The 14998-nt window shown below is 63.2% G+C and carries 16 protein-coding genes; 11 read left to right on the top strand and 5 right to left on the bottom strand.

What is annotated here, in order from left to right:
* Positions 1 to 4: 4 nt before the first annotated feature.
* The 9 genes from R5H29_RS20400 to R5H29_RS20440 all read left to right on the top strand — a co-directional run bounded on the left by R5H29_RS20400 (position 5) and on the right by R5H29_RS20440 (position 7079).
* The gene (locus R5H29_RS20400; RefSeq protein ID WP_005413420.1) at positions 5 to 775 is read left to right on the top strand and encodes a cytochrome c; all 771 of its coding nucleotides are present in this window, start codon (positions 5 to 7) and stop codon (positions 773 to 775) included.
* Positions 759 to 1304, top strand: coding sequence for a nuclear transport factor 2 family protein (locus R5H29_RS20405; protein ID WP_223224792.1), 546 nt, complete (start codon positions 759 to 761; stop codon positions 1302 to 1304). Before R5H29_RS20400 ends, R5H29_RS20405 begins: the two co-directional genes overlap by 17 nt.
* 14 nt (positions 1305 to 1318) lie before the next feature.
* On the top strand, positions 1319 to 1843 hold the full coding sequence (locus R5H29_RS20410) for a DUF411 domain-containing protein (protein WP_012480214.1): 525 nt from the start codon (positions 1319 to 1321) through the stop codon (positions 1841 to 1843).
* A 70-nt stretch (positions 1844 to 1913) separates the two neighbouring features.
* The gene (locus tag R5H29_RS20415; protein WP_012480213.1) at positions 1914 to 2264 is read left to right on the top strand and encodes a four-helix bundle copper-binding protein; all 351 of its coding nucleotides are present in this window, start codon (positions 1914 to 1916) and stop codon (positions 2262 to 2264) included.
* Positions 2265 to 2442: 178 nt separating this feature from the next.
* Positions 2443 to 2826 (top strand): copper homeostasis periplasmic binding protein CopC, encoded by a 384-nt coding sequence (gene copC / locus R5H29_RS20420; protein WP_033835139.1) that lies wholly within the window; start codon positions 2443 to 2445, stop codon positions 2824 to 2826.
* A gap of 10 nt (positions 2827 to 2836) precedes the next feature.
* The gene (copD, locus tag R5H29_RS20425) at positions 2837 to 3766 is read left to right on the top strand and encodes a copper homeostasis membrane protein CopD (RefSeq protein ID WP_017354978.1); all 930 of its coding nucleotides are present in this window, start codon (positions 2837 to 2839) and stop codon (positions 3764 to 3766) included.
* A 61-nt stretch (positions 3767 to 3827) separates the two neighbouring features.
* Positions 3828 to 6149 (top strand): copper-translocating P-type ATPase, encoded by a 2322-nt coding sequence (locus R5H29_RS20430; RefSeq protein WP_332329737.1) that lies wholly within the window; start codon positions 3828 to 3830, stop codon positions 6147 to 6149.
* Between the two features lie 28 nt (positions 6150 to 6177).
* A complete protein-coding gene (locus R5H29_RS20435) occupies positions 6178 to 6453 on the top strand; it encodes a hypothetical protein (protein WP_005413412.1) in 276 nt (91 codons plus the stop codon).
* A 74-nt stretch (positions 6454 to 6527) separates the two neighbouring features.
* Positions 6528 to 7079, top strand: a complete 552-nt coding sequence (locus tag R5H29_RS20440; protein ID WP_031269107.1) for a DUF305 domain-containing protein — start codon at positions 6528 to 6530, stop codon at positions 7077 to 7079.
* Between the two features lie 29 nt (positions 7080 to 7108).
* On the opposite strand, the gene R5H29_RS20445 is transcribed toward R5H29_RS20440, so the two are convergent.
* Positions 7109 to 7297 (bottom strand): arginase family protein, encoded by a 189-nt coding sequence (locus tag R5H29_RS20445; protein ID WP_187756563.1) that lies wholly within the window; start codon positions 7295 to 7297, stop codon positions 7109 to 7111.
* Between the two features lie 46 nt (positions 7298 to 7343).
* Here R5H29_RS20445 and R5H29_RS20450 point away from each other — a divergent pair, with 46 nt between their 5' ends.
* Together R5H29_RS20450 and R5H29_RS20455 are read left to right on the top strand one after the other, a co-directional pair.
* A complete protein-coding gene (locus R5H29_RS20450; RefSeq protein ID WP_223025135.1) occupies positions 7344 to 7673 on the top strand; it encodes a TonB-dependent receptor in 330 nt (109 codons plus the stop codon).
* 26 nt (positions 7674 to 7699) lie between these two features.
* The gene (locus R5H29_RS20455) at positions 7700 to 8530 is read left to right on the top strand and encodes a DUF4198 domain-containing protein (RefSeq protein WP_033835137.1); all 831 of its coding nucleotides are present in this window, start codon (positions 7700 to 7702) and stop codon (positions 8528 to 8530) included.
* A 104-nt stretch (positions 8531 to 8634) separates the two neighbouring features.
* Here the strand turns inward: R5H29_RS20455 and R5H29_RS20460 are convergent, their stop codons facing one another.
* From R5H29_RS20460 to R5H29_RS20475, 4 genes are all read right to left on the bottom strand, one after another.
* Positions 8635 to 11775, bottom strand: coding sequence for an efflux RND transporter permease subunit (locus tag R5H29_RS20460; protein ID WP_033835136.1), 3141 nt, complete (start codon positions 11773 to 11775; stop codon positions 8635 to 8637).
* Positions 11772 to 13286, bottom strand: coding sequence for an efflux RND transporter periplasmic adaptor subunit (locus R5H29_RS20465; protein ID WP_005413406.1), 1515 nt, complete (start codon positions 13284 to 13286; stop codon positions 11772 to 11774). Before R5H29_RS20465 ends, R5H29_RS20460 begins: the two co-directional genes overlap by 4 nt.
* Positions 13283 to 14587, bottom strand: coding sequence for a TolC family protein (locus R5H29_RS20470; protein ID WP_172958416.1), 1305 nt, complete (start codon positions 14585 to 14587; stop codon positions 13283 to 13285). Before R5H29_RS20470 ends, R5H29_RS20465 begins: the two co-directional genes overlap by 4 nt.
* Positions 14588 to 14660: 73 nt before the next feature.
* Positions 14661 to 14960 (bottom strand): hypothetical protein, encoded by a 300-nt coding sequence (locus tag R5H29_RS20475; protein ID WP_232017559.1) that lies wholly within the window; start codon positions 14958 to 14960, stop codon positions 14661 to 14663.
* Between the last annotated feature and the right edge of the window lie 38 nt (positions 14961 to 14998).

The following is a 14998-nucleotide window of genomic DNA, read 5'->3' on the forward strand; positions in this document are numbered from 1 at the left end:
GACAATGAAATCCAACAAAAAGATGTGGGTATGGCTCGGTGCCGGCGTGGCATTGGTTGCGGTGGTCGCAACCGCCACGCTCTCTCTGGGCGTGTACAACGTGGCCGCCGACGATCCGCATAGTCGCCCGGTGTATGCGCTACTTGAAACGGCGCGCGAGCGTTCCATTGAGGTGCGCGCCGCCAAGCTTCAGCTACCCACGAACCTTGATGATCCTGAGCGTATCCGCCAGGGTGCGGGCAACTACAACGCCATGTGCGTGACCTGCCATCTTTCACCAGACGCGGCGGCCACCGAGATGAGCAAGGGCCTGTACCCCGCGCCACCGAACCTAAGCAAACAGCCGGTCGCTCCAGCTGAGGCGTTCTGGGTGATCAAGCACGGCATCAAGGCCAGCGGCATGCCCGCTTGGGGCGGCAGCATGGACGATGAGTTCATATGGAACATGTCGGCCTTCCTGCAGAAGTTGCCCACGCTGGACGCGACTGCGTACAAGGAACTTGTCGACAGCAGCGAGGGCCATTCGCATGGCGGCGGCGAGACGCAAGGCCACCATGACGACGAAAAGGCCGAGGATCACCCTGCCTTATTCGAGCCGGGCAACAACTCCATGCCGCATGCGCACCCGCCGGGCGTGGACGACGATCACCACGGCCCGACACCCAGCGACACGGAAGTCGGGTTGGTGAGCCACGGCCATCCCGACGGCAAGGTGGAGTCGCACCCTGCACCACACACGCCCGTGGCCGATGACGGCCATGCGCACCCCCATTGATCTTCTTGGAGCCCACGCAATGAACGCAACAGCAATCTCGTTCACCCTCGCACTGGCACTGGCCGTCGTGTCCCCCGCAATGGCGCAGGCGACACAGCCGCACGCACATCACCCCGCTGCCGCGGCATCTGCGGACGTCGACGTCCCAGTCACTGCAGAGGCCGCGGTCGCCGTAGCGGAGCGTTTCAACAGGGCCCTGTCTAGCGGCGATCTGGCCACGGTCGAAGCCCTGCTCGCTGCCGACGTTCTCATCCTCGAGTCCGGGGGCGCCGAACGCAGCCGCGAGGAATACATGGGCCATCACGCAGTCAGCGATGCGGCGTTCCTCAAGGGCGCCCATCGCCAGCTGCTCCGTCAGCGCGCACGAGCCGCTGGCGAGTTCGCGTGGGTCGGAACCGAAAGCGAGTTGCATGCCCAGAAGGATGGCCAGCCACTGACCGTCCAGAGCGACGAGACGATGGTGCTGAAGGAGACCGCGGACGGCTGGCGGATCGTCCACATCCACTGGTCCTCGCGGACCAAGCGCTGAGTCGAGAGATTGAAATGACTACGCTCACATTGCACCGTCTGACTTTTGTGGTCCTTGCCGTGGCTGGTCTGGGTGCTTGCACCCAGGATGCTTCATCCGCGCAACCCACAACCTCGCCCTCCGCACAGGTTGTCGTCCAATCAGCCGACGCGACTCCAGCAGCCCTGCCACGCATGACCGTCCACAAGACCCCGACCTGCGGGTGCTGCGGTGTCTGGATCGACCACGTGCAGAAGGCGGGATTCACCGTGGATGTGCACGACATGGATGACCTGGGTCTGGTCAAGGAGCGGTTGGGTGTCCCCTATGCAAAGGGCTCCTGCCACACGGCCGAGATCGGCGGATACGTCATCGAAGGCCACGTTCCGGCCGCGGACATCAAGCGTCTCCTCGAAGAAAAGCCGAACGCACGCGGCCTGGTCCTCCCAGGGATGCCGCTTGGTTCTCCGGGCATGGAGGTCCCGGAGGGACGCCAGCAGCCGTTCACGGTCGAGCTGATACATCGCGACGGAACCACTGAACCGTTCGCACAGCACTGATCCGTCGCAGCAACAGGGGACGGTGTTGCGGGCGCGCCGATTCTCGCCCGCGAGGAAGAAGGAGAACTACATGACTCACCATTCCGCAGCACACCGGCCCCAGGCCATGAACGAGTGCATCGACAACTGCACGCAATGCCATGCGATCTGCCTGGAGACCATCAACTACTGCCTGACCAAAGGAGGTGTTCACGCGGCCCCGGAGCACATCGCCCTGTTGGCGACGTGTGCCGATACCTGCGCAACCAGTGCCGACGCGATGCTGCGCGGTGCCAGCGTTCACGACGTGGTTTGCGGTGCCTGCGCGGAGATCTGCCGCCAGTGCGCCGATGCATGCGACGCCATGAACGACCCTGAGATGACGCGCTGCGCCGAAGTTTGTCGCCGCTGCGCGGAAAGCTGCAGCGCCATGGCAGCGTAATGCGTCGAGGATCCCGCCTGAGCCGGTGGGATCCTCGTCTCGCGAAAGCGGAAGTATCAAGAAAATCCGACAAATCGTGGTTTCAGTGACAGTCCGACATCTAACGCTTGTCGCATCGAACACAGCGCGGCCCCTCCCGAACGGGCTTTGCATCACATTCCAATGAGGATTTATCCATATGAAGTCGTCCAACGTCATTCGCTCCTTCGCGCTCGTCCTCGCAATCGCGGCCGGGCAGTTTTCGCTGCAGGTCGCGCACGCCCACGCCGCGCTGCAGCAGTCCACACCGGCGGCAAATGCGGTGGTGGCCTCGCCAGGCCAGATCGATCTCGTGTTCAACGAGACATTGATTTCGCGGGCGTCGCGTCTCAAGTTGCTCATGAAGCACGGCAGTTCCACCATGCCGATCGAGAATTTCACGACCGAGATCGTCAACAACGGCAAGACCCTGCGTGCCAAGTTGCCTGGACCGCTGGCTCCGGGCGTCTATACCGTGGAATACCGCGCCGTCGGTGGTGACAACCACCCCATGCCGGGCAGCTTCAGCTTCACGGTGCGCTGAGGAGTCGCGAATGTTCGACCTGTCGGCTTATGCACTGAGATTCTTGGAATACCTTGTCATCATGGTTCTTTTCGGGGTTCCACTCTTCGGTTGGTACGGGTCGCGTCGATCGGCACTCGCCGACGCCTTGGCCGGGTGGTCACTCATGGGCGTTCTATTGGCGGGTGCCGTAGCCGGTCTCGTGCTCACCGGGCTCGATGTCGTCTTCAAGACCGCGGGCATCATGGGAATGCCGCTTGCCGAGGTTGATCGCGCATCGCTTGGCTGGTATCTGCTCGAGACGTCCGCGGGCCGGGCAGCCATGGCGAGAGGCGCGCTGCTGGTCGCCCTGATGTTCGTGCTCGGATGGCATCGTCGCCGCGGGAAGGTGGAGACCGCCTTCCCGCTGGGGGCGATGCTGGCGGGCGGCGCACTCGCTTCGCTGGCATGGAACGGCCACGCCGCCGCTGGCGAGGGCTTGGCAGGCGCGGTCCGGCTTGCTGCAGGCATCGTCCATCTTCTCGCGGCAGGCGGCTGGATCGCAGCGGTCCTGATGTTCCTTGCCATGCTGCTGCGCGGCAAAGAGACGAACGGCAGCGGGCGTCTGCGATCAACGCATGACTTTCTGCATGGTTTTTCGACGCTGGGAACGATCTTCGTTGGTGCGCTCATCGTGTCCGGCATCGCGCACTACGGGGATCTCACCGCGTGGTCGTTTTCGGCCCTGTTCCAGAGCACCTACGGGAAGTTGCTGCTTTTCAAACTGGCCCTGTTCGCTGGAATGCTGGGTTTGGGAGCGCTGCACCGATGGACGCTGGTGCCGCGCTTGGAACGAGCGCTGACCAGCGGAGATCCCGCGCAGGAGGTGCGGGCTTTGCGGCAGAGTGTTACGGCTGAGGCCGCGCTGGCCATCTTGATCCTGATTGTTGTTTCAGTGCTCGGGACGCTCAGCCCCGAATAGCTGTGTAACCCGCAATGGCACACTGCCTTGGCAGTCCATCCCCACTAAAGCGAGCATCGGCATGAACTCACCGTCGTCCCATGACCATCACCATTCTGCAGGCGCAGCCCCTGTCGAGGCTGCGGATGGACGGGTCATCATCAATCCCGTCCGCTATACGGACGATGCTCCCCAGCAAGTTGAAGTGACCGCCCCAGCAGCGGTGGCCCAACCCAGCGGTACCCACGCCACGGTCTACACCTGCCCGATGCATCCGCAGATTCGTCAGCCAGGTCCCGGCACCTGTCCGATCTGCGGCATGGCGCTGGAGCCGGAGATGCCCTCGCTGGAGGAGGACGACAATCCAGAGTTACGCGATTTCACCCGAAGGTTCTGGTGGACGTTGCCTTTGACGTTGATCGTCCTGGTCTTGGCCATGCTGGGACACCGTCTGCCCGGCTTGTCCACGCAGGCGCGCACCTGGATTGAGCTCGTGCTGAGCGCCCCGGTGGTGCTCTGGGCGGGGTGGCCTTTCTTTGAGCGCTGCCTACAGTCCATCGGCAATCGCAGCCCCAACATGTGGACGCTGATCGGCATCGGCGTGGCCGCCGCGTTTGGCTACAGCGTGGTGGCCACCGTGGCACCGGACCTGTTTCCGGACTCTTTCCGCGAGCATGGACGGGTAGGGGTCTACTTCGAGGCGGCAGCGGTCATCGTCTCGCTCACCCTGCTCGGACAGCTGCTGGAACTGCGGGCGCGTTCCAAAACCTCGGCGGCCATCAAGTCCCTGCTGGGATTGGCGCCCAAGACGGCTCGCCGCGTCAAACCCGATGGGGGCGAAGAGGACGTTGCGCTGGATCACGTGCACGTGGGTGATCTGCTTCGCGTACGACCGGGCGAGAAGGTGCCGGTCGATGGGGAAGTCATCGAAGGCCGCGCCAGTGTCGATGAGTCGATGCTGACCGGTGAACCCATTCCGGTGGAGAAGGCTGTCGGTGATCACGTTATAGGCGCCACGCTCAACGGGACGGGCGCCTTAGTCATCCGGGCGGACAAAGTCGGATCCGGGACGGTACTGGCGCAGATTGTGCAGTTGGTAGCCCAAGCCCAGCGCTCCCGCGCGCCGATGCAGCGTATGGCGGACAAGGTGGCGTACTGGTTTGTCCTGGCCGTGCTGGCCACGGCGGTGCTCACGTTCTTCGGATGGGGTCTGTTTGGACCCGAACCGTCCTGGACCTTTGCCGTCCTCAATGCCGTATCGGTTCTGATCATTGCTTGCCCGTGTGCCTTGGGTTTGGCTACCCCCATGTCGATCATGGTCGCCACTGGCCGCGCTGCGCAGGTCGGGGTCCTGTTCCGCGATGCTCAGGCGATCGAGCAGCTACGTCTGATCGACACGTTGATCGTGGACAAGACCGGTACGTTGACCGAGGGGCGTCCAGCCTTTCGCGACACGCTCTCCAACGCCGGCTTCGACGCCGATCAGATCCTTTGTTTGGCCGGCAGCTTGGAGCAGGGCAGTGAGCACCCCTTGGCCGAGGCCATCGTGGCTGAAGCCCAGCGACGTGGCTTGAACCTGGTGGCCGCCCAAGATTTTGATTCGCTCACCGGCCAAGGCGTCCGCGGGCGCGTGTCCGATCAGGATGTCGTGCTCGGCAACCAAAGCCTGATGGCGTCGGTTGGCGCCGATGTAGCACCTTTGCAAAGCAGCGCCGAGCGTCTTCGGAAAGAAGGCGCTAGCGTGATGTTCCTGGCGGTCAATGGTCGGTTGGCCGGCGCCATTGCGGTGGCTGATCCCATCAAAGCCACGACCTTGCCTGCCTTGAACCTGCTACGTGCCGATGGCCTGCACGTGGTGATGGCCTCCGGTGACGCACAGGCGACGGCCGAGGCCGTGGGGCGCACGCTGGGCATCGAGGATGTGCGTGGTGGCGTCAAGCCGCAGGACAAGGCCGACCTGGTCCAGCAACTCAAAGCCCAGGGTCGTCGCGTGGCCATGGCTGGCGATGGCATCAACGATGCGCCGGCCCTGGCGGCAGCCGATGTGGGCATCGCGATGGGGACGGGCACGGATGTGGCCATGTCCAGCGCCCAGCTCACCCTGGTCAAGGGTGATTTGAGGCGCATCGTGCAAGCCCGTGCCATCTCGTCTTTGACGGTGGCCAATATGAAGCAGAACCTGGGCTTCGCCTTCGTCTACAACGCCATCGGCGTGCCTATCGCCGCCGGCTTGCTGTATCCCAGCTTCGGCCTTTTGCTCAGTCCGATGATGGCGGCCCTGGCCATGAGCCTGAGCTCGGTTTCGGTGGTCACCAATGCCCTGCGTTTGTCCGGCTCCACCGTTGTTGCCACCCCCCACCCTGACCGCGCCGATGAGCCTGCGCGCGGCCATTCCTGTCACTGATGGCTCATATCCCACAAGGAGTACTGCAATGAAGCGTTATGCCTCCCTCTCGATGATGGCCTTGTTCCTGATGGCGGGCGCGGCCTTCGCCGGCGGCCAGACCACCACGCCCACCACCGACCACGGTCAGCACAAGCCGGCGGCGGCCGATGCCGATTTCACCAAGCTCGATGCCAACAAGGACGGCTCGCTGTCCAAGGAAGAACTGGCCAAGCACAAGCTGGCGCCGCACTTTGGCATGCTCGATAGCAACAAAGATGGCAAGCTGAGCCCGCAGGAATTCGCTGCCGGCAAGGGTATGTAAGTGTTCTCAGCCCGGGAGCTGTTCCAACAGTTCGCGGGTTCTTCCGCCGTTCTGCCATTCCCACGGAGATTGTTATGTCCTCTTCGCACGGTACGCACGAAAACGCGCAAGACCCGCAGTCCCAGCACGCAAAACCGCACGCCTCACACCAACCTGCCCACCAGGCACAACAAGGGCATCAAGGCCATTACGGCCGCCTGTTGTTGATGATGGGCCTGTCTTTCGTGGCCATGTACGCATTGATGTACGCAATGGTCGATCAGTGGGCTAACGTCTATAACAACGTGAACCAGTTCTACATGGCGGGCCTGATGGCCGCTCCCATGCTGCTGATCGAGCTGTGGCTAATGTCCAGCATGTACCCCGATCGCCGACGCAATCTGATTCTGGCTGGTCTGACGGTGGCGTTCATGCTGTTCTGCTGGTGGGGCATTCGCACTCAAGCAGCGGTCACTGACAAACAGTTCATCCGTTCGATGATTCCCCACCACGCTGGCGCCATCCTGATGTGTGAGGAGAATCGTCTGAAGGATCCTGAGTTGGTGAAGCTCTGCCAGGACATTATTACCTCGCAGACACAGGAGATCGCGCAAATGAAGCAGTTGCTGGCTGAGCGTTCCCATTAGCTCACTGCCTTTTGCCAGCCGATATCACTTCACTGAGCCTGCGCACTGACCATTCGGTGGATCAAACGCGCGGCCACACGTGCGGTGGCTTGATCCGGATCCAGGGGCGGACACAGTTCCGCCACGTCGACCACACGTACCTTGCCCGAGGCCATGACCAGATCCAGCAGGGCTTCCAGGACCTCCAGACTCACCCCGCGTGGGTTGGGGGCGCTCACGCCCGGGGCCACCACCATTGAGTACGCCGGCAAGATCACCAGCGGCTTGGGTAGCTACACCCAGTGGCGTGGCTTGGGCTCACTGCGTATGGGCAAGAACCGTTGGACCGGCGTCTATTCGGCGCAGTACATCGGCAGCGCGGACGACATCATCGCCGTGCCCGACACGATCGGCTCGCATGTGTCCAGCGTGGTGTACCACAGCCTGCAACTGAGCTACGGCATCAAGAAGAAGTGGGATATCTCCGCCGGCGTTGAAAAAGTGCTCGATAAGAAGGCGCCGTTCGTGAAGAACAACCCCAACACCGACACCGACACCATGACGTACGACTTGCTGGGTCGTCGCTGGAATGTCCGCTTTGGTTACCACTGGTAAGCCACGATCACGAGGAGCTACACATCATGAGAAACACGCAACTATCCGCCACACTACTGCTGTTCGCTGTGGCCGGCAGTGCCGGTGCGCACGACCTGTTTGTCGCTTTCTCCAAGCCTGGCACCGCAGCGGGCGAGGCGAACACAGCGTTGGTGAACAATGGCACCTTCGATGAAAGTGCAGGTGCAGTCACCCGAGCGCGTCTACAGGACGTTTCGCTGAGTCAGGGCGGCGCTAAGACTGCACCGGACTTGGCCAGTTGGAAAGAGGTCGGCAAGCAGAGCCAGCTCACCGTGCATCCGGCGGGCGAGGGCACCTATCTGCTGGGGGTCTCGACGATGGCCTCCACCAGCACGCGTACGGCCAGCGAGTTCGGCAAGTACCTGGAGTTGGAAGACTTGCCCGATACCCTGGCCACCTATGATGCGAGCAAGTTTCCCAAAGGGGTCACCTATAGCTATACCAAGCATGCTCGTACCATTGGACAGGTGGGCACAAAACTGACCGACGATTTCGCTGCCTCGCTGGGCTATCCGCTGGAGATCCGCTTGGCCCGCAATCCTGGAAGCGTGAAGGTCGGCGAACAGCTGTCGTTCCAGGTGCTGCAGCAGGGCACGCCAGTGCCCAACCTACGCGTGTACGTCGGTCATCGTGCTGACGCACCGGTCAAGGGTGGGCACGGTAGCGCTACGCTCCTGCGCACCGATGCCCAAGGCCAAGCCAGTTTCCAGGTGACCACCGCCAAGACCTGGTACATCCACACCAATCACATGGTGCCCTCTACACAAAAGGGTTTGGATTTTGTGTCGGATCGGGCGTCGCTGAGCTTTGAGATTTCCCCGCACGCCGGGCACTGATAAGTAAGCATGTAGGCGGTACTCTCCCCTTTGACGCCAGTCATGACTTCTTCCATGACTGGCGTCTTTTTGTGGGGACTTACCTCAAGTGCTCAGTCTGTCTCTCATTGGTCGCCCCGCGCCGCGCGCAATCCACGTCGCCGCACTAGATAGAACGCTGCGGGAATCACCACCATAGAGAGCACCGGTGCGGTGAGCATGCCACCCAGCATCGGCGCGGCGATACGTTGCATGACCTCCGAGCCGGCACCGGCACCGACGAAAAGCGGAAACAACCCGGCCAGGATGACGGCTACCGTCATCGCCTTCGGGCGCACCCGTTGCACGGCGCCTTCGTAGATAGCCTCTTGCAGGGTAGACACATCTTCCGGCGCACCGCTGGCCAAGCGCTGCTCCCAGGCATGACGCAGGTACAGCAGCATGATGACGCCGAACTCAGCCGCAACGCCGCCCAGGGCGATGAATCCGATCATGCTGGCCACCGAAATCGCATGGCCCAGCCCCCAGATCAACCAGAAACCGCCCACCAACGCCAAGGGCAAGCTGAGCAGGATGATGGATACATCGCTAAGCCGGCGAAATACCATCCAGATGACCAGGAAGATGATCGCCAACGCCGCGGGCACCACCCATTGCAGGCGTGCCAAAGCCCGTTGCAGATACTCGTACTGCCCCGACCACGCCAGACCATAGCCGGCAGGCAAACTCACCTGGGTCTGCACCGCGGCTTGCAGTTCCTGGACCACCGATCCCAAGTCGCGATCGGCCACATCCACGTAGATGTAGCCCACCAACCGGCCGTTATCGCTCTTGAGCATCGGCGGGCCTGGGCTGATTGACAGCTCCGCCACCTGGCTCAAGGTCAGTTGCACACCGCCTGGCGCGATCAGCGGCAGATCCTGCAAGGCCTGCAACGAGTCACGCTGGCCACGGGGGTAGCGCAAGACGATGGGATAGCGTTCGCGCCCCTCGATCGTTTCCCCGATTGGATCACCGCCAACGACCGTGGCAATCAGTTGCTGGAGTTGGCCTTGAGTGAATCCGTAACGTGCAGCGATTTCCGGGCGCACCTGTACATCGACATAGCGCCCACCCGTGACGCGTTCGGCCAGTGCCGAACTCACGCCGGGCACAGTCTTGGCCACCTGCTCGATCTGCTGGCTCAGGCGCTCGATCTGCTCCACATCGGGTCCGGAGACCTTGATCCCAATCGGGCTCTTGATGCCGGTGGCCAACATATCGATGCGATTGCGAATGGGCGGGACCCATAGGTTGGTCAGACCGGGAATCTTGACCGCTGCGTCCAACTCCTGGCGTAGCTTCTGGGGGGTCATGCCCGGGCGCCATTGATCCCGCGGCTTGAAGGTCACGGTGGTCTCAAACATTTCGATCGGTGCCGGATCGGTCGCACTTTCGGCACGGCCCGCCTTGCCGAACACGTGCTCAACCTCCGGTACGGTCTTGATCATCCGGCCCGAGAGCTGGAGCAACTGACGGGCCTTGTCGGCGGACAGGCCGGGCAGGGCCGTGGGCATGTACAACAGGCTGCCTTCTTCCAAGGGCGGCATGAACTCACTGCCCAACCGGCTAAAGGGGATCAAGGTGAGCACTAGCAGCAGGCCGCTGAGCAGCAAGGTGACACCGGGATGTTTGAGGACCCACAGCAGGATGGGCCGATAGCCAGCGATCAGGATGCGATTGATGGGGTTCTGCTGTTCCGGGCGGATGCGGCCGCGGATCAGGTAGCCCATCAAGACGGGGATCAAGGTCACCGACAACCCTGCTGCGGCGGCCATCGCGTAGGTCTTGGTGTAGGCCAGAGGCGAGAACAATCGCCCTTCCTGCGCCTGCAGGGCAAAAACCGGCACGAAAGACAGGGTGATGACCAGCAAGCTGGCGAACAGGGCCGGTCCGACCTCGGCCGCCGAGCGGGCCATCAGCTGCCAGCGCTCCTCACCCTGAGGTTCCCGGCCGTGCGCCTCCCGCCAGTGCTCCAGATGCTTGTGTGCATTTTCGATCATCACCACCGCTGCATCGACCATCGCACCAATGGCGATGGCGATGCCGCCTAATGACAGCAAGTTGGCGGAGATCCCCTGGGCGTGCATCACGATGAAGGCCGCCAGGATACCCAAAGGCAGGGTGATGACGGCCACCAACGCCGAGCGTAGGTGCCACAGGAACAGCAGGCATACCAGCGCTACGACCAGAAACTCTTCGCCAAGCTTGTGGGTGAGGTTGCGTACCGCATCCTGGATCAGCTCGGAGCGGTCGTACACCGGCACCACTTCCACGCCCTCGGGCAAGCTGGATTGCAACGCCTGCAGTCGCGCTTTGACGTTCCGAATGGCCCCCAAGGCATCCTTGCCGGTCCGCAGGACGATCACGCCGCCGGCCACCTCACCTTGACCATCCAACTCTGCGATACCACGACGGAAGACCGGCCCGCGACTGATCGTGGCCACCTCGCCGAGCAGGACGGGGATGCCGTCGTTGCCGGTTACCGGCACCTGTTCGAACGCCTCCTGTGTGCGCAGGTAGCCTTCGCTGCGCACCATCAGTTCGGCTTCGCCTTGTTCGATCACCGAGCCCCCGGTAGCGCCGTTGGCCGCATCCACCGCCTCGATGAGCTCGGCCACCGTCAGTCCACGGGCCGCCAACGCCTGCGGATCGGGCTGGATCTGCCAGGCGCGCACCGCACCGCCCACACTGGCTACTTCAGCCACGTCCGGCACGGTTTTTAGCTCATAACGAAGAAACCAGTCCTGCAACGCACGCAGCTGCCCCACATCACGTTGACCTGTCCGATCCACCAAGGCGTACTGGTAGATCCAGCCCAGTCCTGTCGCATCAGGACCCAGCGCCGGATTCACATTCGGCGGAAGTCGATCGCGTACCTGGCTCAAGTACTCGAGCACTCGAGAGCGCGCCCAGTAAAGATCAGTGGCATCGTCAAACAGGATGTAGACGAATGAATCACCGAAGAAGGAGAAGCCGCGTACCGCCTTCACGCCCGGCACGGACAACATCGTGGTGGCCAACGGGTAGGTGACCTGGTCTTCGATGATGCGCGGGGTTTGCCCCGCCCATTGCGTGCGGATGATGACCTGGGTATCGGACAGGTCCGGCAGCGCATCCAGCGGCGTGTTCTTTACCGACCAGATACCGACCACCGCCAGCAGCGCGGCGGCAACCAGCACCAGCACGCGATTGGCGATGCAAGCATGGATCAGGCGCGCGATCATGGTGTGCCCTCCATCGCTTCGGACATGACCTCGCTTGCCTGGCAATCAGCGGCTGCGGCGGGGCCGAACTTGGGTACCAACTGCATATCCATGAACGGTGACTTGCCCGGCTTGTCGAAATGCTTCTCCGGCACCATCGGGTCATACCAGTACTGCACCGGGCAGCGCGGCGGCGTAGAGGTGGAGGTGTCTGGCGCGACAGGCGCCGGCTGTCTGGACGGTGACGGCACGACAGTGCGTGGTTCGTGCCCGGCGTCATGGCGCTCGTGCACACCTGATGCGCTGGCAGGGCGTGTCGGTTGTGCAGCACCCAGGCGCTCCAACGCACCGGAGAGACTGGCTTCGGAGTCGAGCAAGAACTGACCCGAGACGACCACGCGTTCACCACCGGCCAAGCCTGCCACGATCTGCGTGCGCCCTTGCACGCTACGTCCCACACTCACCCGCACTGGCCGGAAGCTCCCGTCCGGATCCTGCACGATGACCCGGCTGTCCCGCCCGGTGGCGATCAGCGCCTCCGTGGGAACGACTGGCAGGGCCTGCTCGGCGTCGGGCTGCACCAGAACCTCGGCGAACATGCCCGGCACCAGCCGACGCTGCGGGTTGCGCAGCACAATTCGCGCCCGCTGCGTGCGACTAGCCATGTCGACCTGGGGAAGCAACGCCTGGATCTGTCCGGCAAAGCGCTCTGCCGGCCAGGCACTGACCGTGGCCTGCACTGAGGTCCCCGGCCGCAAGGTGCCCAGCGCTGCCTGGGGTACCGAGGCCTCCAGCCACAACGTGTCCAGCCCATTGATCTTGAACAGTGGCGTACCGGGCATCACCGTCTGTCCCTCGCGTGCCAGGATCTCGGTCACGACACCACTGTGGTCTGCGCTAAGCACGACGCCACTTCTGGCCGAGGCGCCAGAAGGAACACCCAACGAACGCAACCGTTGTTGCGCCGCACCCTGCAGCTCACGCGCGCCCGCGGACTGAGCTTGGCTCAGGGCATGTGCTTCGGCGATGGCCGCGTTCCATGCCGGGGCCTGCACGGTGGCCAGCGTTTGACCACGACGAACCTCGGTAAACGGCGCCTTTACCTGCACGTGGGTGATCAAGCCTTCCATGCGCGCACTGATCACGCTTTCCTGGGTCAGATCCCACGTCAGTGTGCCCGGCACGCGTACGGCAGTCCCTAGTAACTCTACCGTCACTTCCTGAGTGCGTATGCCCACGTTCTGCTGCAGGCGCGGATCGATCTGCGTTCCGCCCCCTATGGCCTCATCTGCGTATTTGGGCAGCAACTCCATATCCATGAACGGAGATTTGCCCGGCTTGTCGAATCGCTGCTCCGGCGCCATGGGGTCGTACCAGTACAGCACCTTGCGTGCTTGATCTGCGACGCTCGTGCCGGGGGGCGGGGTGGTATCAGAGGTTCGAGTCATCCAGGCGTAGCCGCCGGCAAAGCCGAGCGCCAGCAACCCGAGGGCCACGGCGAGCTGTGTGAGACGCGTCTTGGTCGGGCTCATGGCGTGTTCTCCTCATGGGGTAGCAGATAGGCCAGTGCCGCCCAGGCACGGCCCTGTTCGCCCAGCAGACGGGCGTTCTCCAGGTGCAATTCGATCTCATCGCGCCGCGCTTCCAGCCACGGCTGCAGGTCGGCACCGGCGCCGTAGGCGGCCAACGCCGTGCGTGCACGATCGCGCGCCAAAGGCAGGCTCTGCGTGTTCTGGCGCTCCAACTGGCCGGTTAACCCGCGCCATCGCGCTATCGCGCGTTGCACCGACTCGGCTTGGATGCGCCGGGCCTCATCGCGCTCTGCGGACACCGCCTCCAGCTCGGCCCGCCGTGCCGCGATGCCTCGTGCTTGGCGGTTCTTCTGGAACAGCGGCAGGCCCACACCCACTTCCACCATGAGCATGTCGCTGCGCGCCATGCCGTCGGGTGCGCGCTCGCGACGTCCGTAGGTGAGCTCCACACTCCAATCCGGGCGGGTTTCGGCCACGGCCGCATCCACCTGGGCCTGGGCTAAGCTCTCGCGTGCCTCCCAGCCCAGTAGTGGCGTGTGTTGGTCCAGTTTGGCCAGCAGTTGGGTGGGCTCCAATGGCAACTGCGAAAAATCCGGTGCCGCACCACTGGCCAAGATCGCCTCTGGTGCAATACCCAACCACCGCGCCAGGCCGGCCTGCGCGGCGGCGTGCTCCGCATGTACCTGCTCCAGGCGATTGTCCAACTGCAGTAGGGCGGCCTGGGCGGCAAGCACATCACTGGCCCCGGCCGTGCCGCCTGCCAAGCGAGCACGCGCCGCACGCTCGGCTATACGGGCCGGCTCGCGCAGACCTTCCAACGCATCTACGGCTTGCTGCGTACTCCACAGCTCGATCCAGGCCAGCGCGGCCGCTTGGGCCACCATCTGCTGTTCGGCCATCGACAGTGAGCGCGCTTGCGCCAGCGTCGCTTGCGCCAACGCGTGCTCGGCACGTCGTTTCGCACGCGCAGGAAACTCCTGCATCAGACCGATTTGCTGGGTGGTCATCTCATCGGCCCGCAAGCTGAAGGCATCGGGTCCGCTGACGGGCCAGTTCGCCAGCCCCACGATCAAACGTGGGTCGGGAAGCGCGCCAGCACGCGTGGCTTCTTCGGTACTGGCATCGATCTGCGATCGGCGCACCTGCAGGGTTGGGGCGTTAGCAAGCGCCCGTTGTAGGGCTTCTGTGTAGCTGATCGGGATAGCGGGCGATGCCGCCAGCACAGGACCACTGAGCGCCAGGGCAAACACGAACCCACACGCCATCTTGCGCCTTGCACGCAAGAAGAAAGACATCTCCATAAGACCTCCGGGAAACGACAACGAGCGCGCTGCAACGCATGCAGCACGAGCACGGGTCAATCCAGGAGGGGGCTTAAATCAGCAGGCTACAGAAGCGCTGCAGGGGAGGCGGATCGGACACGCACACCGGAACATCCCGATACAACTGCGCGTGTACCGGTGGCAACAGAGCCTGCACCAGCGCGAAGGCGGCCAGCGCGGGCTGGTAAGGCACTTGAGGGGCCTTCGCATCGGCCGTGGCGATGTGATCGCGCTGGCAATGCTGGTCGCACAACGCCGGAGCATCGGGATCCGGCGTGGACATCTCTTCGCAACCGACCATCAGGGTCGCTTGTCCAGCTTCCACCGATTCCAGCGGACAGGCGTAAGCCACCAGCGCGAGTTGCTGCAGCAGCAGCGCCCACAGTCCCA

Source organism: Stenotrophomonas sp. A3_2 (genome assembly GCF_036624925.1).
GTDB lineage: Bacteria > Pseudomonadota > Gammaproteobacteria > Xanthomonadales > Xanthomonadaceae > Stenotrophomonas > Stenotrophomonas hibiscicola.